Source organism: Acinetobacter sp. WU_MDCI_Abxd143 (assembly GCF_025514195.1).
GTDB classification, from domain to species: Bacteria; Pseudomonadota; Gammaproteobacteria; order Pseudomonadales; family Moraxellaceae; genus Acinetobacter; species Acinetobacter pittii_H.
Genome location: NZ_JAHPTH010000001.1, coordinates 631141 through 650702, shown reverse-complemented (window position 1 = coordinate 650702; position 19562 = coordinate 631141). Strand labels below are relative to the sequence as shown.

Annotated in this window: 21 protein-coding genes; 9 read left to right on the top strand and 12 right to left on the bottom strand. The window is 38.6% G+C overall.

Annotated features, from left to right (window positions below; genetic code table 11):
- The first annotated feature begins 51 nt into the window (after positions 1 to 51).
- The 3 genes from KTI79_RS03055 to KTI79_RS03045 all read left to right on the top strand — a co-directional run bounded on the left by KTI79_RS03055 (position 52) and on the right by KTI79_RS03045 (position 4440).
- Positions 52 to 2298 (top strand): bifunctional prephenate dehydrogenase/3-phosphoshikimate 1-carboxyvinyltransferase, encoded by a 2247-nt coding sequence (locus KTI79_RS03055; RefSeq protein ID WP_032053404.1) that lies wholly within the window; start codon positions 52 to 54, stop codon positions 2296 to 2298.
- A 127-nt stretch (positions 2299 to 2425) separates the two neighbouring features.
- Entirely contained in the window at positions 2426 to 2809 is a 384-nt protein-coding gene (locus tag KTI79_RS03050) for a hypothetical protein (RefSeq protein WP_000735997.1), read from the top strand.
- A 170-nt stretch (positions 2810 to 2979) separates the two neighbouring features.
- On the top strand, positions 2980 to 4440 hold the full coding sequence (locus tag KTI79_RS03045) for an aminoacyl-histidine dipeptidase (RefSeq protein ID WP_032053405.1): 1461 nt from the start codon (positions 2980 to 2982) through the stop codon (positions 4438 to 4440).
- Positions 4441 to 4473: 33 nt separating this feature from the next.
- On the opposite strand, the gene rtcA is transcribed toward KTI79_RS03045, so the two are convergent.
- The 5 genes from rtcA to KTI79_RS03020 form a co-directional block, all read right to left on the bottom strand.
- Complete coding sequence (gene rtcA / locus KTI79_RS03040) at positions 4474 to 5520, bottom strand: RNA 3'-terminal phosphate cyclase (RefSeq protein ID WP_032053406.1); 1047 nt, start codon at positions 5518 to 5520, stop codon at positions 4474 to 4476.
- Positions 5521 to 5779: 259 nt separating this feature from the next.
- On the bottom strand, positions 5780 to 6238 hold the full coding sequence (locus KTI79_RS03035; RefSeq protein ID WP_032053408.1) for a DIP1984 family protein: 459 nt from the start codon (positions 6236 to 6238) through the stop codon (positions 5780 to 5782).
- Positions 6239 to 6240: 2 nt separating this feature from the next.
- The gene (locus tag KTI79_RS03030) at positions 6241 to 6684 is read right to left on the bottom strand and encodes a hypothetical protein (protein ID WP_032053409.1); all 444 of its coding nucleotides are present in this window, start codon (positions 6682 to 6684) and stop codon (positions 6241 to 6243) included.
- Between the two features lie 4 nt (positions 6685 to 6688).
- Positions 6689 to 7957, bottom strand: a complete 1269-nt coding sequence (locus KTI79_RS03025; RefSeq protein WP_032053410.1) for an RtcB family protein — start codon at positions 7955 to 7957, stop codon at positions 6689 to 6691.
- A 251-nt stretch (positions 7958 to 8208) separates the two neighbouring features.
- Positions 8209 to 9186, bottom strand: coding sequence for a ribonuclease Z (locus tag KTI79_RS03020; protein WP_032053412.1), 978 nt, complete (start codon positions 9184 to 9186; stop codon positions 8209 to 8211).
- Positions 9187 to 9253: 67 nt separating this feature from the next.
- On the opposite strand from KTI79_RS03020, the gene rtcR reads away from it, so the two are divergent.
- Positions 9254 to 10855, top strand: a complete 1602-nt coding sequence (gene rtcR, locus KTI79_RS03015; protein ID WP_032053413.1) for an RNA repair transcriptional activator RtcR — start codon at positions 9254 to 9256, stop codon at positions 10853 to 10855.
- Between the two features lie 57 nt (positions 10856 to 10912).
- Here rtcR and KTI79_RS03010 read toward each other — a convergent pair whose 3' ends face one another.
- Positions 10913 to 11545 (bottom strand): alpha/beta hydrolase, encoded by a 633-nt coding sequence (locus tag KTI79_RS03010; protein WP_032053414.1) that lies wholly within the window; start codon positions 11543 to 11545, stop codon positions 10913 to 10915.
- A gap of 125 nt (positions 11546 to 11670) precedes the next feature.
- Between KTI79_RS03010 and yaaA the strand changes: the two genes are divergently transcribed.
- On the top strand, positions 11671 to 12450 hold the full coding sequence (gene yaaA, locus KTI79_RS03005; protein ID WP_086376135.1) for a peroxide stress protein YaaA: 780 nt from the start codon (positions 11671 to 11673) through the stop codon (positions 12448 to 12450).
- Positions 12451 to 12664: 214 nt separating this feature from the next.
- Here yaaA and KTI79_RS03000 read toward each other — a convergent pair whose 3' ends face one another.
- The 5 genes from KTI79_RS03000 to KTI79_RS02980 all read right to left on the bottom strand — a co-directional run bounded on the left by KTI79_RS03000 (position 12665) and on the right by KTI79_RS02980 (position 15395).
- A complete protein-coding gene (locus KTI79_RS03000; protein ID WP_086376134.1) occupies positions 12665 to 13450 on the bottom strand; it encodes a thiazole synthase in 786 nt (261 codons plus the stop codon).
- A 13-nt stretch (positions 13451 to 13463) separates the two neighbouring features.
- Entirely contained in the window at positions 13464 to 13661 is a 198-nt protein-coding gene (gene thiS, locus KTI79_RS02995) for a sulfur carrier protein ThiS (protein ID WP_004700562.1), read from the bottom strand.
- A gap of 13 nt (positions 13662 to 13674) precedes the next feature.
- On the bottom strand, positions 13675 to 14040 hold the full coding sequence (locus tag KTI79_RS02990) for a DUF423 domain-containing protein (RefSeq protein WP_032053418.1): 366 nt from the start codon (positions 14038 to 14040) through the stop codon (positions 13675 to 13677).
- 109 nt (positions 14041 to 14149) lie between these two features.
- Positions 14150 to 15016: an RNA polymerase sigma factor RpoH gene (gene rpoH / locus KTI79_RS02985; protein ID WP_002115267.1), complete on the bottom strand. Its 867-nt coding sequence runs from the start codon at positions 15014 to 15016 to the stop codon at positions 14150 to 14152.
- Between the two features lie 133 nt (positions 15017 to 15149).
- Entirely contained in the window at positions 15150 to 15395 is a 246-nt protein-coding gene (locus tag KTI79_RS02980) for a sulfurtransferase TusA family protein (protein WP_016140501.1), read from the bottom strand.
- Positions 15396 to 15768: 373 nt separating this feature from the next.
- On the opposite strand from KTI79_RS02980, the gene KTI79_RS02970 reads away from it, so the two are divergent.
- Together KTI79_RS02970 and rhlB are read left to right on the top strand one after the other, a co-directional pair.
- Positions 15769 to 15981 (top strand): cold-shock protein, encoded by a 213-nt coding sequence (locus KTI79_RS02970; protein ID WP_000126912.1) that lies wholly within the window; start codon positions 15769 to 15771, stop codon positions 15979 to 15981.
- 109 nt (positions 15982 to 16090) lie between these two features.
- On the top strand, positions 16091 to 17242 hold the full coding sequence (gene rhlB / locus KTI79_RS02965) for an ATP-dependent RNA helicase RhlB (RefSeq protein ID WP_032053420.1): 1152 nt from the start codon (positions 16091 to 16093) through the stop codon (positions 17240 to 17242).
- 36 nt (positions 17243 to 17278) lie between these two features.
- On the opposite strand, the gene KTI79_RS02960 is transcribed toward rhlB, so the two are convergent.
- Positions 17279 to 17659, bottom strand: coding sequence for a hypothetical protein (locus tag KTI79_RS02960; RefSeq protein ID WP_005073503.1), 381 nt, complete (start codon positions 17657 to 17659; stop codon positions 17279 to 17281).
- A gap of 204 nt (positions 17660 to 17863) precedes the next feature.
- On the opposite strand from KTI79_RS02960, the gene KTI79_RS02955 reads away from it, so the two are divergent.
- Both KTI79_RS02955 and KTI79_RS02950 read left to right on the top strand, forming a co-directional pair.
- A complete protein-coding gene (locus tag KTI79_RS02955; RefSeq protein WP_032053421.1) occupies positions 17864 to 18439 on the top strand; it encodes a nitroreductase in 576 nt (191 codons plus the stop codon).
- A 34-nt stretch (positions 18440 to 18473) separates the two neighbouring features.
- Positions 18474 to 19547 carry an NAD(P)H-dependent glycerol-3-phosphate dehydrogenase gene (locus KTI79_RS02950; protein ID WP_019457106.1) on the top strand — a complete coding sequence of 358 codons (1074 nt, stop codon included), beginning with the start codon at positions 18474 to 18476 and terminating at the stop codon, positions 19545 to 19547.
- Positions 19548 to 19562 lie beyond the last annotated feature (15 nt).

Here is a 19562-nt window from a genome sequence, read left to right as displayed (position 1 = left end):
ACAAATTGCTCAAAGGTTTAAATCACTTTGAGCAAAAGCAAAGTTGAAGTTATGTCACAACCCCTATTTAAAAAAGTTGCATTTATTGGTTTAGGACTCATCGGGTCGAGTTTGGCACGGGTTATTGTTGCCGAAAAGTTGGCGACAACTATTGTGGCATCTACACGCTCACAAAAAACTTTAGAAGATGCAAAATCACTTGGCTTAATACAAGAAGGATTTTCTAATCCTGTAGAGGCTGTGAAAGGGGCAGATTTAGTTGTTTTAGCCTTGCCAGTACGTGCGACACAAAAAGTGCTTGAACTAATTAAACCTTATTTGACAGAAACTACGATTGTAACTGATGTAGGAAGTACAAAAGGTAATGTCGTCGATGCAGCAAAAGCTGTATTTGGTGAAGACTTACCAGCAGGTTTTGTGCCGGGACATCCTATCGCGGGTAGTGAGCACACAGGTGTTCATGCAGGTAAGGTTGATCTATTTGCAAATCATAAAGTGATTTTAACGCCATTGCCAACAAGTGCAGAATGGGCTGTTGATAAACTGATTCAACTATGGTCGGCTGCTAAAGCTGAAGTTATTTGTATGGATGTTGCCAAGCACGATGAGGTATTGGCACATACGAGTCATTTACCGCACTTAATGGCATTTAATTTGGTCGAGCAACTTGCAAACCGTGAAGATAATCTTGATATTTTCCGCTATGCAGCAGGTGGCTTTCGTGACTTTTCGCGTATTGCTGCTAGTGATCCTCAAATGTGGCATGACATTTTCTTTGCCAATAAAACAGCCATATTAAATGCTGTAGATGGCTTCGAGAAACAACTTACCGTACTTAGAAAATTGATTGAAAACGAAGATTCTCATGCATTAATGGGTTTACTCGGCCATGCTCAGGCAGCACGTCAGCATTTCAATCATATGTTAGCCAAAAAACCTTTAATGGAGAAAAATAAGGTGACACAGCAATTCAGTATCTTACCGGGAAATAAGGCTTTTAAAGGTAAATTTACCGTACCGGGTGACAAATCTGTGTCACATCGCTCCATTATGTTTGGTGCTATTGCAGAAGGCACTACGCATGTAACAGGCTTCCTTGAAGGTGAAGATGCTTTAGCAACTTTACAAGCTTTCCGTGATATGGGTGTAAGCATTGAAGGCCCTAAAAATGGCGAAGTAACCATCCATGGTGTAGGCATGCGCGGCTTAAAAGCACCAGCGAGTGCCTTATATATGGGTAACTCTGGTACAAGCATGCGTTTGCTTTCAGGCATGTTATCAGCACAAAAGTTTGATTCAGTGATGACGGGTGATGCGTCACTTTCTAAACGTCCAATGGAGCGTATTGCTAAGCCATTGCGTTTAATGGGTGCGCAAATCCAGACAACAGGTGAGAAAGGTACACCACCTGTAAGTATTACGGGTAGCCAGCAATTAAAAGGTATTCAATACGATTTACCTATGGCATCTGCTCAAGTGAAGTCGGGTATTTTACTTGCTGGTTTGTGGGCTGAAGGTGAAACTTCAGTCACTGAGCCAGAACCAACTCGTGACCACACAGAGCGCATGCTTCGTGCATTTGGCTATGATGTTAAAACCGAAGGCAATAAAATTTCCCTTGTGGGCGGCGGTAAGTTAGTGGGTACTAATATTCAAGTACCGTCTGATATTTCATCTGCTGCTTTCTTTATGGTGGGTGCTGCAATTACTGAAGGTTCCGATGTTGTTCTGGAAGCTGTAGGTATTAATCCAACACGTACTGGCGTAATTGAAATTTTAAAACAGATGGGTGCTGACCTGACTGTTGAAAATGAACGTATTGCCGGTGGAGAGCCTATTGCTGATATTCATATTAAAGGTTCACGCACGCTTAAAGGCATTCACATGCCAGAAGACCAAGTGCCTTTAGCAATTGATGAATTCCCAGCTTTATTTATCGCAGCAGCTTGTGCCGAAGGCCAAACAGTATTAACTGGTGCGGCAGAACTTCGTGTGAAAGAGTCTGATCGCATTCAAGTTATGGCAGATGGTTTAAAAATCATGGGCATTGATTGCACACCTACTGAAGATGGCATCATTATCGAAGGTAAAGGCAAATCTGGTGATTGGTCACCAATCTTTGCTGGTGGTGAAATTGAATCACACCATGACCACCGTATTGCTATGAGTTTTAGTATGGCAGGTCTTCGTACTTCTGGTCCGATTACAATTCACGGTACTGAAACTGTTGCCACAAGTTTCCCGACTTTTACTGAATTGGCGAATCGTGCAGGCTTAACAATTGAAGTTAGCCAATAACTTTTTACCTAACACATTTTATAATTGCTAACACAATAGCAACGGCAGCAGCGAGCTAAAGGCTTGGCTGCTGTTTGTTTATTGCTTATGCTAAGTGCAGATAATGATAAAAGTGTTAGGACAAAGGATGAAAAAATTACAATTTATTGCCAGTTGCCCACAACATGGGGTGCTTGATCATCCACCAAATGAATGCCATATCACTCAAGAATATGTAGCGGCTTTACTGTTTAAACAACTGGGGAATTATGGTTTTGATGCACAGCATATTGTGCATGAACATGAAAAAGTGGAAGTAAGTATTGATAATCACCTTTTACCATTGTCTATTACTTGCCAGCAAACCGACCATGATGGGCATTTAATGTGTGAAATCTCTGCCAATCCTGATGAAGAACAAGACTGGTTTGAGAAAATCGAAACACAAAGTATTATTCGTCAGCTTGCACAGGCTGTTGAAAATAGCTTGAAAGCCGATCATAGCTTTTCAGCATTTGAGTGGAAAAGCTAAACATATTATTGTTAAGACTTATTTGTGAAGTACGGCTTTTTAGAAAAGTCGTACAATTTCTTTAGATTAAATATAAAAATACAAAATCTTTCCCGAAATCCCAACCTATCTTTAATGCATTGTGTATATTGAAATTATTAAGATATTTACATAATTAGAGTGTGGTTTTCATGACACAAGTTGATATTGCAGCGTTATCTCCTCAAGTGGTTTGGCAGCATTTTCAAACACTTTGTACTATTCCTCGTCCGTCAAAGCATGAACAGCAGCTTCGTGAGTTTTTACAAAACTGGGCCGAAAGTCGGAATTTAGAAACTTATGTAGATGAAGTAGGAAATTTGATTATCCGTAAAAATGCGACTCCGGGTAAAGAACATGTGTCTGGAGTTATTCTTCAGGGCCATTTAGATATGGTTACACAAGCCAATACTGGTACGGTACATGACTTCTTTAAAGACCCGATTCGTCCAGTTCTTGAGGATGGCTGGCTAATTGCCAAAGACACTACTTTAGGTGCTGATAATGGCATTGGGGTGGCTTTGGCATTAGCTGTTTTAGATTCAAATGATATTGCTCATGGCCCAATAGAGGTTCTTTTAACCGTTGATGAAGAGGCAGGGATGAGTGGTGCGCGACTTTTAGAGACAGGTGTGCTAAAAGGAAAATGGCTATTTAATATTGATACGGAAGAGTGGGGTGAGTTGTATTTAGGGTGTGCTGGTAGTATTGATGTTGAGGTAGAGCAGCCGCTTAATTATGAACCAATTCCTGAAAATTTGACGGTTGTAAATATTCAGGTAGCTGGTCTTAAAGGTGGTCACTCTGGCGTAGATATTCATTTAGGACGTGGCAATGCCAACGTTATTTTGGCTCGCTTTTTAAATCAACATTTAGCCTCACTGGGTGGGCATCTTGTTGAGTTTACAGGTGGTACGGCCCGTAATGCTTTACCGCGAGAAGCAGTGGCAACCATTGCAATTTCGCCTAATCAGTTATCAAACCTAGAAAAGTTACTTGCTGAATATCAAACGGCATGGAAAGAACAGCTACAGGGTATTGATGACAACTTGCAATTAAGTATTCAATCCACTGGTGCTGAAGTGACCGAAGTGATTACTCAACAACAGCAAAATGAATGGTTGCAAGCTTTAGCAACAAGTCCTTATGGCGTTGCAAGTATGAGTCAGGTTCTATCAGATGTAGTTGAGACTTCAAATAATATTGGAGTGGTGAGACTAAATAGAGAAGGCGGAAAAGCTGTCTTAATGGTCCGTTCAATGGTGAACCAAGAAGCTCAAGATTTTGCCGAAAAAATTCAGGCACATTTTAGCCAGTTTAATATCGGCTCTACACTTACGCCGTTAGTGTCGGGTTGGACACCAAATCCAGATTCGGCTGCTCTAAAGTGCCTACAGCAGGCCTATCAAAAGGCATTTAACATTGAGCCAAATCTTAAAGTGATTCATGCAGGCTTGGAGTGTGGGATTATTGCCGAGCATTATCCAGATTTACAGATGGTTTCGTTTGGTCCAGATATTCAGGGTGCGCATGCACCGGGTGAACGAGTCAAAGTTGATACTGTAGAGAAATGCTGGAAGCTGTTGGTAACAGCTTTAGCATCTGTAGAGTAGTTTTTACAAATAAGAAGCTCAATTGTGAGCTTCTTAAACTTTAACTTTTACATGAAAATGATTTGGATTTAACTCGATAAATTCGATTTCACAATCAATAAATTTTTCAATCATGGCTGCTTGAGTACGAGTATGTTCGCTAATACATTGTGCGGTGAATTCACCACCTTGACCTAAAGCTAAAGGCAGAAGCAATTGATCTGCCAAATACTCATCTACAACAGCCTGCGAAGATAAATATAGATTTACATCTTTTGCTAAATGTTCAGCTATTTGCTCTGCACTTTTGCGCATCTCACCTAAAGCTGTAAACAGTTGAGTGTGATATTGATGAGTAACTTTCACATACATTGTATTGCCTTGGCTAATTCCATTTAAATGAAATTGCTGCTGAGAGCTTAAGTTTAGTTTTTTACTTAATGTGGTTAATTCACGTTGTGCTATCTGTGCTTCTTCTGAAAGATTTAATACTGCTGCAAAAGCTTCATTGCATTGCAAAGCACCACGATCTAATAACTTTAAGCTGTTTCGATGTTGCCATGGCTGAATGGTAACTTGAATTTCACCCGCACCAATTGGAAAAAAGCCAGCTTTATTTAATCTAAACTCGACGTTAATTCCAATCTTTGTTAGAGCAGGTAAAAAGCAGTGTTCAATAAAATCTGCTGTTGGTGCAAGTGGGTTATGTGTACCCCCTGAAATGGTGAGTTCGGTAGCTTCATTTTGTAATAACAAAACAGGTAGAAGCGTTTGTAAAACCAGTGTTGTACTACCCGCTGAACCGATTTGAAATTGATATTTACCACTTTGAACATGCTGAGGTGCGAAATATAAACGTTGGCTATGTAATTCAGCACCCTCTACATAAGCTTGGCTAATTTGTTGAGATGCTTGTACACAAACCAAATGTTGACGCATTAAACCTGGTTTTTTACGCCCAGCACGTATATTAATTAATTCAAACGGCTGGCCTGTAATCATTGAGAGGGCAAGGGCAGTTCTTAAAATCTGTCCACCACCTTCACCTTGTGAGCCATCAATTTGAATGGCTTTTGGCATATTTGCCAAAACTGTCTTCACTTATATTTTCCTTATTTTCTAATTTAATGAACATACTGTCAGTACATGGTAATGCGAAGTAACGTGTGACTTTGCTTTTGACAAAGGTTTACTAGGTGTATAGTGCTGAGCCTGATAAGTGAATATCGATGCACGGCTCACATGCTGCCATAGCCGCCTGAATTATTTTCAATCCCTCAGATCGGAGTAACGCAGGATCTTGTACTCGCCCAGTATGTCCAAACTTTGATTGTGAAAATGATTTCACAAAATCTATTGTTTAATCGATTAGATCAATTTGCCAATTAGCAGCCTGAATTTTAACGTTTAAGTCACGGAGTTTCGCACTGATATCATCCGCCTGCTTTTGTAAGCTAGAAACAGGAATGACTTTCTTCCACTTAATTTCACGTGAGCTATAACGATCAGGTTCTCGATGTGTATTGGCAATCGCATTGATTAAAATCTTATGCTGTTCAGCATAACTATCGCGCAAGCTTAATAGAGACAATAATACTTTGCCATCTTCCAGTTTTGCTTGTGCATTGGTCAAATGAATACGATAAATCAATTGATTGCTTTCCTGAGTTAAAGCAAATACTTGTTTGATGAGTTCATTTGGATCTTCACTAGGTTCATCACCGTCTTGTACCAATACATTCGCATTGATTCGTTGTTTTAACGAAGCGAGCTTTTTTTGTTGATCGCTTCGAAGTAAAAGTGCTTCTGCGAGTTTCATGTTTATATCTCTATTTCATTCCAGTCAAAATTATCATCAGGTAAAAAATCTGAATGATGAGTTTGAATATGTTGCATAAAACTAATAAATAAATTACTCATGTAGTCAGGTTTCAAATGAATTAAAGCTGTTGCAGCAATGATGATTCGGCTGATTGCAGCTTCTTTAAGTTCTTGCTCACTTAGCTCAGCAAATGATTGATGGCAACTTCCATGCTTTAACCAATTTCTGACTTTATTAATTTCTTGAGAAACCTGTTTCACTTGTAGATTATTTTTAATAGCAATATTTTTACTGACTTGATGAAATACATAACCACTTTTAATTTCACCAAAAATACCTTCCGCAGCACCAGCTAAAGTAATAGCTGGTACAAATGCATTTTCATATAAATAGAGTTTTATTGCCCATTCAAATTGCACAACTCCAGTTTCAATTTGGTTCATTAGATCACCCTTTAACACACACCACTTGTCTTAATGTATAAACCACTTCAACCAAATCGCTTTGGGCTTTCATTACATCTTCAATTGGTTTATATGCCGATGGAATTTCATCAATAACTGCTGCATCTTTACGGCATTCCACACCTGCAGTTTGGGCAATTTGATCTTCAACAGTAAAACGTCGTTTTGCTTCAGTACGACTCATAACACGACCCGCACCATGCGAACATGAACAGAAAGATTCCTGATTTCCAAGCCCACGGACAATAAACGACTTCGCACCCATTGAACCTGGAATAATTCCATATTCTCCTAGACGCGCACGGACTGCACCTTTACGGGTGACCATTACTTCTTCACCGTAGTGTTCTTCCTTTTCCACATAGTTATGGTGACAGTTCACCGCTTCCAAACGTGCCTGAAAAGGCTTTGGTACAATCGTAGCCAAGGCTTTAATCGCAGATTGCATCATGATTTCTCTGTTCTTCATCGCAAAGCGTTGAGCCCAACCTACCGCAAACCAGTAATCATCAAAGTGTTCAGTGCCTTCAACTAAGTATGCTAAATCTTTATTTGGCAAATTAATGAAGTGCTTCTGCATATCTTTACGGGCAAGTTCAATAAAATGATTTCCGATAGCATTTCCTACACCACGAGAACCTGAGTGCAACATAATCCAAACATGATCATGCTCATCTAAACAGATTTCTACAAAGTGGTTTCCAGTACCTAAAGTTCCCAAATGTTTGCGGTTGTTGGTGTTTTTTAAACGTGGGTGTTTTGCGCAAATATATTCAAAATCTGCAACCAGATCGGTCCAAGCTTGATCTACCATTTCTGGTGGAGTTTCCCATGACCCACGATCACGTCCGCGCTTAGTCATTCCATGTGGGATTAAACGTTCAAGTTCAGTACGTAGAGCATGTAAGTTATCTGGTAAATCTGAAGCAGTTAAGTTTGTACGGGTTGCCATCATTCCACAACCAATATCTACACCCACAGCAGCAGGAATAATTGCCCCTTTAGTTGGAATCACGCTACCAATAGTTGCTCCTAAACCGAAGTGTACATCTGGCATTACAGCCATCCATTTATAAATAAAAGGCATTTGAGCAGTTTGCAATAATTGTTGTTTTGAGTTGTCATCAACAAGCACGCCTTTAGTCCACATTTTGACTGGCATACTTTTTTCATTTTGCAGAACTTCATAAGAACGTTGTTGCTGCTTTTGTTCAAACTGAGCTTGTTGGTTAATTTCTTCAATGACAGACATTTTCTTTTCCTTTCAAAGCCTGCCTGCCAAGCGTTTGCAGGCAGGTGTTATTCACAAGATCCCAATGATGTTGTGTGCTTTGTACTACTGCACTGAGTATGCCAACTTTTTTAAAAAGCATTTAATTTAATTGTAAATTATTGAAAATAATAAATAAAAATAATTTTATTTTATATAGTGTGAATTTTATTGGCGGTTTTTAATATTAAAAATATATCTAAAAATATATTTAAATATCTTTTTGGATATATTTAATTAATAGATTTTACGATTTTATCGACTTTTAAAAGCTGTCCAGCTTCATTTAAAGTAAATTCGTCAAAATCATTGGCTAAATAAAAATGTCCTTTATAAAACTGGCGAACTTCTTCAGTAATAGCTTGCTGCCCAGCTTTATCCTGATGTCGGGGGCTAAAATGCGTCAGAATTAAATTGCTTAAAGATTGCTGTTCTGCAAATTCAGCCACCATTTTTGCTGAGCTATGCATTGGACCTTTGCCGACTTTATCTAAAACCGTTTGTAAGTATGTGGACTCATGAATAAGGAGTTGGGCATCTTTGCAAGCGTCAGCTAATAGTTCTGGTTGGTCATTATCACCACCTATAATTGCATGAACTTGTTGATTTTGAATTTTAATAAAGTCTTGAGCTTTTAAAGTTTGCCCCTCAAATTCAATATTGTAGCCTCGTTTCAAATGGCCCCACATATCGCCTTGAGGTACGCCAAGCTGAGTTAGAGCTTGGATATCTAACTTCTTTTGAATCGATTTGATATAAATGCTAAAGGCGAAACTTGGAACACGATGACTTAAGGTATGTGCTTGAGCAATGAATTCATCGGTGATCTGTTGTGGCTGCATTGCTTCATTTACATCAATAAATTGAAGGGAATAGGGCAAATGTAAGTCTGTAAGCTGGGCAGTGATTTCAAACCATTCCTGAATTTCTTTCGGTGCAATCACGATTAAGGGTTTGCTACGGGCATTCATGCCTGCACTTGCTAATAAACCAACTAGACCATAACAATGGTCGCCGTGAACATGTGTAATACAAATGGCAACTAGGTTTTGTAGTGAAAGTTTAGCTTGTTGAATACGGTGCTGTGTCCCTTCGCCGACATCAATTAAAATCCAGTCCTTATTTTTGCTGTTGCGAACTGCTAATCCTGAAACATTACGTGTCAGGGTGGGTACACCTGAAGATGTGCCTAAAAAAGTAAAATGAAGCATATTCTTGGAATTTTTTGGTCAAATGCGTATTGTATATTATAGACACTTATAAAATTTTATAGAAATTATGACGGATGCAAAGAAAACAGTCGTTATTGGCTTTGTCGGTTCTACACTTGATCAGGGGAGAAAGCCAGATCGCTGGCAGCGTTGGCGTCCTACAATTAGCCTGTTAATGCATGAAGATTTGCTTGTAGATGAATTGGTACTTTTACATGATCGACAACATCATAATTTAGTTAAATCTATAGCAGCAGATGCTAAAGAGATCTCTCCCCAAACTGAGGTTTCTGGACATAAGGTGAGTATTAGAGACCCTTGGGATTTTGCTGAAGTTTATGGTGCACTTTATGATTTTGTAAAAACCTATCCGTTTGATGTTGAAAAAAATAACTATTTACTGCATATCACAACCGGAACGCATGTTGCTCAAATTTGTTGGTATTTATTGGTAGATGCACATTATTTACCAGCTCAACTTATCCAAAGTTCACCTAATCAGCAAAAGACCTCAGAAGGTGAATATAGAATTATTGATCTGGATTTGTCTCGATACGATGTTTTAAAACAGCGCTTCGATGATGAACAAAAACAAAATTGGCAACAACTTAAAGCAAATATTTCTACTCATAATAAAGCGTTTAATCAGCTTATTGAGGAAGTTGAATTAGTTGCAACCCGCTCTAGTGCACCTATTTTGATTATGGGGGCAACAGGGGTTGGTAAGTCTCATTTAGCAAAACAAATTTTTCAGTTAAAGAAAGATAAATTTCAATTAAGCGGTCGTTTTATTGATGTTAACTGTGCAACCTTGCGTGGTGATAGTGCCATGTCAACTTTATTTGGTCATATAAAAGGTGCATTTACAGGAGCAGCAGCTTCCCGTGCTGGTTTATTAAAAAGTGCTGACCAAGGCATTTTATTTTTAGATGAAATTGGTGAATTAGGACTTGATGAACAAGCTATGCTGCTAAAAGCGCTAGAAGACAAAAGTTTTTTTCCTGTTGGAAGTGATAAGGAAATTCAGGCCGATTTTCAGCTAATCGCAGGTACTAACCGTGATTTACGCAATGAGGTTCAAGCTGGTCGTTTTCGTGAAGATTTATGGGCTCGTTTGAATACGTGGACGTTCTTCTTACCAAATTTAAAAGACCGTGTAGAAGATATTGCACCCAATATTGATTTTGAGCTACAGCGTTTTGCTGCAATTCATCAAAGACAATTACGTTTTCAACGTGATGCTTTAGAAACATATTTAAAGTTTGCTAAATCAGTAGATGCATCATGGCAAGGAAATTTTAGAGATTTAGCAGCGAGCGTAACTCGTTTGGCAACTTTATCGCAAGGTGAGTTAATTCGCCGTGAAGCTGTAGAAAAAGAAATTCAACGTCTAAAGCAGCTTTGGCTTATTCAGGATGAATCTTACAATGATAAAAATACAGATATTTTGTTGAACTATTTAAGTCCTGAGCAGCTAGAACAAATAGATGAATTTGATCAGATTCAATTACGAGGTGTGCTCAAAATCTGCGAAAATTCAAAATCCATGGCAGAGGCGGGAAGACAACTCTTTTCAGTATCTCGTCAACAGCGTAATACAACGAACGATAGTGACCGAGTGAAAAAATATTTGGCACGTTTTGGGTTAAGTTGGAATAATTTTCAATAATGACACGGCTTATAAAATGATGGGCATACTCTCAAGTTATGCCCATCAAGTTACCGTTTATTTCATGATAATAAAACGTGTAATGATTTGGCGAAGCTGCTTTAAATAGCCTGTAAAGAAGTGGTTAGCGCCCGGCAAAATCGTAATTGGATGCTTTTGTGGTTTTGCCCACTCAATTGCATCTGAAAGTAAGGTAATGTCATCTTGCTCACCATGAATGAGTAGAATATCACCTTGAATTTCGGGAGTTTTATAGTGGCGTAAACCTACTACAGTAGCTGTTGGTAAACCACATAAAATTAACTGTACAGGTCGTAATTCAGGTTCAAGTTGTGCAAAGCATTTTGCTAAAACATGTGAGCCAAAGCTAAAACCGCCTGCATAAAATGGTAGGCCTTCATGAAGCTTACGAACGTGTTCAATCACAGCTAAAATATCTTCGGTTTCGCCATGGCCTTCATCATGAACACCTTCACTGCCACCTAAACCACGGAAACTAGGACGGTAAACAATACAACCATATTCATTAAAGATTTGGGTTAAAAGAGCAGGGACTTTATGTTGAGGAGTTCCACCTTGCAATGGGTGCGGATGGCAAACAACCGCAAAGCCTTTGATTTCACCTTCAGGGCGGTCAACGAAAAGTTCAATTTTACCTACTGGACCCTGGATGAAAGTTTGCTCAGACATATAAGAACCGCTAAATAACAATACGTAGTGCTATTTTACCGATAGTCGTCATTGAAAACACGAGTTAGCATTAAAAAATATCTACTGTTATAGTTGGTATTAAGAATAATTTTTCCAGGTTATGTATGCTTGCTTTAATTTCTCCTGCAAAAACTTTAGATTATGAAACAGCGTTACCTACAGATGAGTTTACTCAGCCTCGCTTGTTAGAAAACTCAGCACAATTAATTGATGTTTGTCGCAAACTTTCTGCTTCGGAAATTGCGAGTTTAATGAGTGTCAGTGAAAAAATTGCCACACTAAATGCAGATCGATTTAAAGATTGGAATCCCGAATTTAATTTCTCAAATGCTCGCCAAGCAATCTATGCATTTAAAGGTGATGTTTACACCGGTTTAGATGCTTATCATTTAAAAGACAAAGATATTAATTTTGCACAGCAGCATTTGCGTATGCTCTCTGGTCTATATGGTTTATTGCGTCCTTTAGATTTAATGATGCCTTATCGTTTAGAGATGGGTACTAAATTAAAAAATACTCGCGGTCACAATTTGTATGAATTCTGGGGTGATATCATCACTAACCAGATTAATGAAGACTTAGCAGCAATTAAATCTGAGTTGTTGGTAAATCTAGCTTCAGATGAATATTACAAGTCTGTGAATGAAAAGAAAATTAAAGCTGAAATTGTAAAGCCTGTTTTCCTTGACCAGAAAAATGGCAAATATAAAGTCATTAGTTTCTATGCGAAAAAAGCACGCGGTTTAATGGCTCGTTTTATTATTGAAAACCAATTAAATAAAGCTGAAGACATCAAAGCGTTTAATACCGAAGGTTACTACTTTGATGCTGAGAATTCGTCAGCAAAAGAGTTGGTGTTTAAGCGGGATGAGCAAGTGGCTTAATTAAATTAATAATTTCATGTGCCATGCGGCCTTTGGTCTCATGTTTAATTTATTAAACTCTATTGGCTATGCCTTACTTTTGAAAGGTCAAAAGTAACAAAAACCTTTGTTGAACAGAGGGCACATCCATGTGGCCCTGTTCAACAGTGGCATCCATGCCACTCGTCACGATAGTTTTTGTTATCGTGCTTTAAAATTTAGGCAAAATTAATGATTACTTAAAGAAATAACCTGTTTCTGGTGAGCTTGCATTTGCCATACGTTTACGTGGCATACGACCAGCTAAAAATGCTTCACGTCCAGCTTCAACAGCTTTTTTCATTGCAGAAGCCATCAAAATAGGATTTTTTGCAGCTGCAATTGCTGTATTCATCAGCACGCCGTCACAACCAAGTTCCATCGCAATAGCAGCATCACTTGCTGTACCAACGCCTGCATCTACCAAAACTGGTACTTTTGCATTTTCTTTAATAATTGAAATAGTGTGCGGGTTTAAGATACCTAGACCTGAACCAATGAGACTACCTAAAGGCATAATCGCAACACAACCCATACTTTCAAGTTCTTGCGCAATGATTGGATCATCCGAGGTGTAGACCATAATCTCAAAACCGTCGTCAATTAAAGTACGAGCCGCTTTTAAAGTTTCGGTTACATTTGGATATAAGGTTTTTTCATCACCCAACACTTCAAGTTTTACTAGGTTATGACCATCAAGAAGCTCGCGCGCTAGCATACACGTGCGTACTGCGCTGTCAGCGTCAAAACAACCTGCGGTATTTGGCAAGATTGTATATTTTTCTGGTGGAATAACTGAGAGTAAATTCGGTTGGTCTGGATTCTGTCCAATATTCACACGGCGGATTGCGACAGTTACGATTTCTGCGCCACTGGCTTGAATAGCTAAATCCGTTTCATTTAAGTCTTTATATTTGCCAGTTCCGACCAATAAACGAGATTGAAAAGAACGTGAACCAATAATGAGAGGGGTGTCTTGCATGGATAACTCCGACTTAGCCGCCGCCAACAGCGTGAATAATTTCGATACGGTCATGTTGAGCAATCGTAATTTGCTCTAATTTGCTTTTAGAAACGATTTGCTGATTGTGCTCGACAGCAAAACGTTTTCCTTCAAGTGCCAACTCCTGAATGAGTTGCAACAGGTTTTGGCTAGGCGTGTCCGTTAATTCGCCATTTAAATAAATTTGCATGATCACATTCCGATTATTTTGCGTATTTGAAAGCATTCCAAGCCAAGACTAGCCATCCCGCAATCATTAAAGCTCCACCGATTGGCGTAATTGCGCCTAATATTCGTGGTAAACCCAGCGCCATGATATAAAGCGAACCACAAAAGAATAGAATACCAATTTGGATAAGCAAGAAAGATAACTTGATTGGGAAATAAGGAAGAACCTTACTTAAAATACCAAGGGCTAATAGACCAAGCGCATGATAAAAAAAGTAGTCGGTTGCAGTCTGCCACCAAGCAAGTTGCTCAGGACCCGCGTGAGCTTTAAGACCATGTGCTCCAAAAGCACCCAACATGACTGCAAAGGCAAGATTAAGGGCTGAAATGGCAATCCACATAACAAAAAACACAACTGAATAATGAAAAGCAACGTTAACATAGATTGGGTTGGCTAAACATAGCCAGATAAAACAAAAGGGCGAATCGCCCTTTTATTCTTTCATTTTTTTAGCTTGCTGACATGGCAGTTTTAATCTTTTCCATCGCATTCTTTTCAAGCTGACGGATACGCTCTGCAGAAACATTATATTCAGCCGCTAACTCATGAAGAGTAGATTTGTCATCATCTAACCAGCGGCGTTGTAAAATGTTACGTGAACGGTCATCCAACTGGTCCATTGCATCATGCAAGGCTGAAGTACTTTGCTCTTCCCAGTCTTCATTTTCGACTAAACGAGCAGGGTCGTAGCGGTTATCTTCAAGATACAACGCAGGAGCAGTATGAGGGGTATCATCATCGTCATCACCTTGTGCCTCAAAAGCAGCATCATAGGCAGTTAAACGACCTTCCATTTCCAGTACTTGCTCTGGGGTTACATTTAAGTCATTAGCAATCGATTGAGCTTCTTCGAGCGTCAGTTTTTTACTCGATTTTTTTAGACTACGTAAATTGAAAAATAATTTACGCTGAGCTTTTGTCGTTGCAATTTTGACAATACGCCAGTTGCGAATAACGTATTCATGAATTTCTGCCTTAATCCAGTGGACGGCAAAAGATACTAAACGTACACCCATATTTGGGTCGAAACGTTTCACGGCTTTCATTAAGCCTAAATTACCTTCTTGAATAAGGTCGCCTTGTGGTAGGCCATAACCTGCATAGCTGCGCGCAATATGAACGACAAAGCGTAAATGCGACATTACCAGCATTTTTGCGGCATCAAGATCTTGGTCATAATAATAACGCTCAGCAAGTTCTTTTTCTTGCTCGGCCGTTAAAATAGGAATCTGATTGACAGTACTGATATATGCACCAAGGTTTACACCGGGCGCAGACAATGACAGGGGCATCAATTGATTGCTGCTGTCACTCATGAGTTCTCCTTATAGGATCGAATGGGATAACCAATAAATTCATCTTAATTTGAATCAGCTTCATAATTAAGGAAAATTGGGTAGAGAAATGTAAAATTTTATGCAATTTCTAATCTTTTAGTTTAGCAAAGAATTATTGAGTTTCAATTAAATAGTGAAATTCTCTCTCTGATACGTGTGTAGTTTGACACATAAAATGATGTAAACCACAGTAACGAGTTACATCAATTTCACTATGAGGATCTGACGATTTTAATAAAAATTGTTGTTTGCCTGACGCTTTTTTAAGTTCACGCTTTAACATTAACAATGGCATTGGGCAGGGCTGCCCAAGGGCATTAATTTCAATGGGTGCTGTATTAGAAGAAGTATTGCTCATTCATCATCAAAACAACTAAAAAAATTATTCTAACAAATTTTTAGTAAATACAGCATATTTTATGGAACAAGATAGGGGTAATTTCTATAAAAAATATTGTAATAAGCTGTTTAAAAAAACAACTAAAAATAGGGGAAATATTTGAAAAAAATTCTATTAATTGTCATAAACCCGTGTTAAGCTCGAACCGTTTTAGGATTTACCACACAATCAAATTGATTTAATAACCCTATAACAAATGGATGTAACCGGAAATTGTTGATAGTTTTACAGAATGATTACAAGCTTTAAGATTATAAATATTTTAAAACCTTGTTTGCTCTGCTGTTTGCAACACCGGAAGGTCCTTTTTTCAACATCTGAGGATTGACTTATGACAGCTCGTGAACAAGGCGTAGTAAAGTGGTTTAATGACACTAAAGGCTTTGGTTTTATTCAACGTAACGGCGGCGACGATGTATTCGTTCACTTCCGTGCAATCGTAGGTGACGGTCACCGTTCTCTACGTGATGGTCAACGCGTAGAGTTTAGCGTTGTACAAGGTCAAAAAGGTTTTCAAGCTGAAAACGTTCAGCCTTTAGACTAAGACTAATTCATCTTTTTGATGAATGATGGACGCTCCAATTTTTGAATTGGGGCGTTTTTGTTTATAATGATCTTCTCATTCGAGAGATTGTTTGTTAGAGCGCGTATTTATGACATCTGGTTTTGAAACCTTGAATTTACATCCGCAACTTAAAAAGGCGATTGATGCTTTAGGGTTTACTCAAATGACCCCAATTCAGCAAAAGGTTTTAAAATATACATTAGCCGGGCATGATGCAATTGGGCGAGCACAAACAGGAACAGGTAAGACAGCTGCCTTTCTGATTAGTGTAATTAATGATTTACTCAATAATCCGATTCAAGAGCAACGCTTCCGTGGCGAGCCTCGTGCTTTAATCTTGGCACCTACTCGTGAGTTGGCATTGCAAATTGAAAGTGATGCAAAGCTACTTACAAAATTCTCAGATTTGCACCTTGTAACATTATTAGGTGGTGTAGATTTTGATAAGCAAAAGAAACAGCTAGATGCTAATTTTGTTGATATCATGGTCGCTACACCTGGGCGTCTAATTGATTTTGTAGAACAAAAAGAAGTTTGGCTCGATCAAATTGAATTTTTAGTGATTGATGAAGCCGACCGTTTACTGGACATGGGTTTTATTCCTTCTGTAAAACGTATTGTCCGTTACTCTCCGCGTAAGGAACAACGTCAAACACTGATGTTCTCTGCGACGTTTAGTTATGATGTTCTTAATTTGGCAAGACAATGGTTGTTTGAACCAATCACTGTAGAAATTGAGCCGGAGCAAAAAACGAATAACGATGTAGAGCAACGTGTGTATGTCGTGGCTAAACAAGATAAATATCGTTTATTACAAGATATCTTGCGTGAAGAGCCGATCGATAAAGTCATGATTTTTGCTAATCGACGTGATCAGGTGCGCCGTCTTTATGACCATTTAAAGAAAGATGGATACAGAGTCGGTATGCTTTCAGGTGAGATTGCTCAAGATAAACGTTTAAAAATGTTAGAGCAATTTAAGCAAGGTAAACATAATATTATGATCGCGACGGATGTTGCTGGTCGTGGTATTCATGTGGATGGCGTGTCGCATGTCATCAACTTTACGTTGCCTGAGCAGTCTGATGATTATGTACACCGTATTGGTCGTACAGGGCGTGCTGGCTCACAAGGGGTAAGTATTAGTTTCTTATCTGAAGATGATGCCTTTTATTTACCCGAAATTGAAAAAGCAATTGGTAAAAAATTACCACTGACCAGATTAGATGGTTACTGCTAATAAAAAATCCCAATCATTTGATTGGGATTTTTTTGATTAATTAATTTTACAATAGAAAGTAAGCGTTGTTTGGTAGTCATCATCTTTTGCTAAAGATGCATTTTTACCAGTTAATGTACCAATAACACCTGCTGCTGCTTCAACCATTTGACCAGTTTTTTCACTTACAACATCTTTTAATACACCGTTATATGTTGTTTTTTCATCTACAACGACTGGTGTAGTGTTTTTTGAACAAGTTTTTTGAGCTGCAGTAATTGCATTATTTTTCGCAATTAAATTGGTTTTGCCAATACCTGTAACTTCAAACTGATTGTTTTCTTTTTGAACTGCTAAAGTATTTTTAGGAGTAGTTGCGCAAGCACCAAGTAATAAAACAACACCGCTCATTGCGCTCGCTAAAATTATTTTTTTCATAATGCACCTAAAGTTAATCGCTAAAAGACATAGCTATTTGAACATAAGTTTTCTAGTTGATTTTGAAGACGTTGTATGAGTTTTGATGTTTTGTATTAAAAAATGTCAAAGTGAGAGTTCGCTAATTTTATAAGCTAGATTCAATGGTGGATTAACGGTAGATTATGCTAATCTATTTTGAATTTTTGAGTTAGATCAATATTAATGACGGAATCAGCAATACAAATAATTCACCAAAATATTCATCAGCGTCAGTCTATTGGCCAATTAGTTGAGCCAGCTCCAAGTACAGAGCAATTAGAGTTAGCTTTCCAAGCAGCTTTGACTGCTCCAGATCATCATAGACTTAAGCCAACCCGTTTTGTGGTTGTTTCAGGCGAACAACGTGGTGCTTTTGGTGAAGTTTTAGCAAAGGCTCTAGCAGATTTAGGTGAAACTGATCCCGCTCAACTCGAACGTGTTAAACAACATCCTTTTCGCGCACCATTACTCATTTTAGCGCTTACACACCTACAAGATCATCCGAAAGTACCGCATTTCGAACAAATCTTAAGTACGGGTGCTGCAGTACAAAATCTTTTATTATCTCTACAGGCTCAAGGTTTTTCGACCATGTGGCGTAGTGGTGCAGTTGTCGAATCAAATTGGTTAAAACAGCATTTAGGTCTGCAATCTCGTGATTTAATTTCAGGTATTATTTACGTCGGCACAGCAGCTAAAGTAATTGCACCGCGTGCAGATATTGAAAGTAAAGAATTCGTAAAAGTTTGGCAGGCTTAAACGTCTGTAGAAGTAAGAAATAGGATAATAAAAGATGGCTGAATTTAAGTTTACAGATTTGGTGGAACCTGTTGCAGTTGATAAAAAAACCGCTTTACGTATTACCGTTCTAGGGGGAGGAAGCTTTGGAACGGCTATGGCAAATTTAGCTGCACGTAATGGTTGCGATACCATGATCTGGATTCGTGACGCCGAAACAGCTGAGGAAATTAATAAAACCCACATTAATAAACGTTATTTACCGGACTTTACTTTAGAGTCATCATTACGCGCTGTGTCTGATCTTGAGCAAGCCGTGTGTGATCGAGATATTATTTTAGTCGCAATTCCAAGTCACTCATTTCGTGATGTTTTAAAACAAATCGCTCCTTATATTACTGCACAAGCGGTTGTGTCTTTAACTAAAGGCGTTGAAGCTAAAACTTTCAGCTTCATGAGCGATATTATTCGTGAAGAATTACCTGAAGTTCCCTATGGTGTGCTATCAGGTCCAAACCTTGCAAAAGAAATTATGGCAGGTATGCCATCTGGTACTGTTATTGCCAGTGATTCTGAGTTAGTTCGTTATGCTGTGCAACATGCTCTGCATAGTGCTTTATTCCGTGTTTTTGGTAGCGATGATGTGCACGGTGTAGAGTTAGGTGGTGCGCTTAAAAATATTTATGCGGTTGCAATGGGAATTGGCGCAGCTTACAAAATTGGTGAAAACACCAAGAGTATGATTTTAACCCGTGCTTTGGCCGAGATGAGTCGTTTTGCAGTGAAACAAGGTGCAAATCCACTTACATTCTTGGGGTTGTCAGGTGTTGGTGATTTATTTGCGACTTGTAATAGCCCTTTAAGCCGTAATTATCAGATTGGTTATGCTTTAGGTTCGGGTAAAACACTTGATCAAGCCAGTAAAGAGTTAGGGCAGACAGCAGAAGGCATCAATACAATTGTTCAGGTGCGTGGTAAAGCAGAAGAATTAGATGTTTATATGCCTATCACTAACGCTTTATATGAAGTTATTTTCGAAGGGGCGCCTCCTTTAAATATTGCATTATCTCTTATGAAAAACGGACATCGTAGTGACGTAGAATTTGTTTTACCTCATCACGAAGTCTGAAGAAGAAATGTCATA

What these genes read in the sequence shown, in the direction of transcription:
- KTI79_RS03055 (WP_032053404.1), top strand. Translation starts at nt 52, where the DNA reads ATGTCACAACCCCTATTTAAAAAAGTTGCATTTATTGGTTTAGGACTC.
- KTI79_RS03050 (WP_000735997.1), top strand. Translation starts at nt 2,426, where the DNA reads ATGAAAAAATTACAATTTATTGCCAGTTGCCCACAACATGGGGTGCTT.
- KTI79_RS03045 (WP_032053405.1), top strand. Translation starts at nt 2,980, where the DNA reads ATGACACAAGTTGATATTGCAGCGTTATCTCCTCAAGTGGTTTGGCAG.
- KTI79_RS03035 (WP_032053408.1), bottom strand. Translation starts at nt 6,238, where the DNA reads ATGAAACTCGCAGAAGCACTTTTACTTCGAAGCGATCAACAAAAAAAG.
- KTI79_RS03030 (WP_032053409.1), bottom strand. Translation starts at nt 6,684, where the DNA reads ATGAACCAAATTGAAACTGGAGTTGTGCAATTTGAATGGGCAATAAAA.
- KTI79_RS03025 (WP_032053410.1), bottom strand. Translation starts at nt 7,957, where the DNA reads ATGTCTGTCATTGAAGAAATTAACCAACAAGCTCAGTTTGAACAAAAG.
- KTI79_RS03020 (WP_032053412.1), bottom strand. Translation starts at nt 9,186, where the DNA reads ATGCTTCATTTTACTTTTTTAGGCACATCTTCAGGTGTACCCACCCTG.
- rtcR (WP_032053413.1), top strand. Translation starts at nt 9,254, where the DNA reads ATGACGGATGCAAAGAAAACAGTCGTTATTGGCTTTGTCGGTTCTACA.
- KTI79_RS03010 (WP_032053414.1), bottom strand. Translation starts at nt 11,545, where the DNA reads ATGTCTGAGCAAACTTTCATCCAGGGTCCAGTAGGTAAAATTGAACTT.
- yaaA (WP_086376135.1), top strand. Translation starts at nt 11,671, where the DNA reads ATGCTTGCTTTAATTTCTCCTGCAAAAACTTTAGATTATGAAACAGCG.
- KTI79_RS03000 (WP_086376134.1), bottom strand. Translation starts at nt 13,450, where the DNA reads ATGCAAGACACCCCTCTCATTATTGGTTCACGTTCTTTTCAATCTCGT.
- thiS (WP_004700562.1), bottom strand. Translation starts at nt 13,661, where the DNA reads ATGCAAATTTATTTAAATGGCGAATTAACGGACACGCCTAGCCAAAAC.
- KTI79_RS02990 (WP_032053418.1), bottom strand. Translation starts at nt 14,040, where the DNA reads ATGTGGATTGCCATTTCAGCCCTTAATCTTGCCTTTGCAGTCATGTTG.
- rpoH (WP_002115267.1), bottom strand. Translation starts at nt 15,016, where the DNA reads ATGAGTGACAGCAGCAATCAATTGATGCCCCTGTCATTGTCTGCGCCC.
- KTI79_RS02980 (WP_016140501.1), bottom strand. Translation starts at nt 15,395, where the DNA reads ATGAGCAATACTTCTTCTAATACAGCACCCATTGAAATTAATGCCCTT.
- KTI79_RS02970 (WP_000126912.1), top strand. Translation starts at nt 15,769, where the DNA reads ATGACAGCTCGTGAACAAGGCGTAGTAAAGTGGTTTAATGACACTAAA.
- rhlB (WP_032053420.1), top strand. Translation starts at nt 16,091, where the DNA reads ATGACATCTGGTTTTGAAACCTTGAATTTACATCCGCAACTTAAAAAG.
- KTI79_RS02960 (WP_005073503.1), bottom strand. Translation starts at nt 17,659, where the DNA reads ATGAAAAAAATAATTTTAGCGAGCGCAATGAGCGGTGTTGTTTTATTA.
- KTI79_RS02955 (WP_032053421.1), top strand. Translation starts at nt 17,864, where the DNA reads ATGACGGAATCAGCAATACAAATAATTCACCAAAATATTCATCAGCGT.
- KTI79_RS02950 (WP_019457106.1), top strand. Translation starts at nt 18,474, where the DNA reads ATGGCTGAATTTAAGTTTACAGATTTGGTGGAACCTGTTGCAGTTGAT.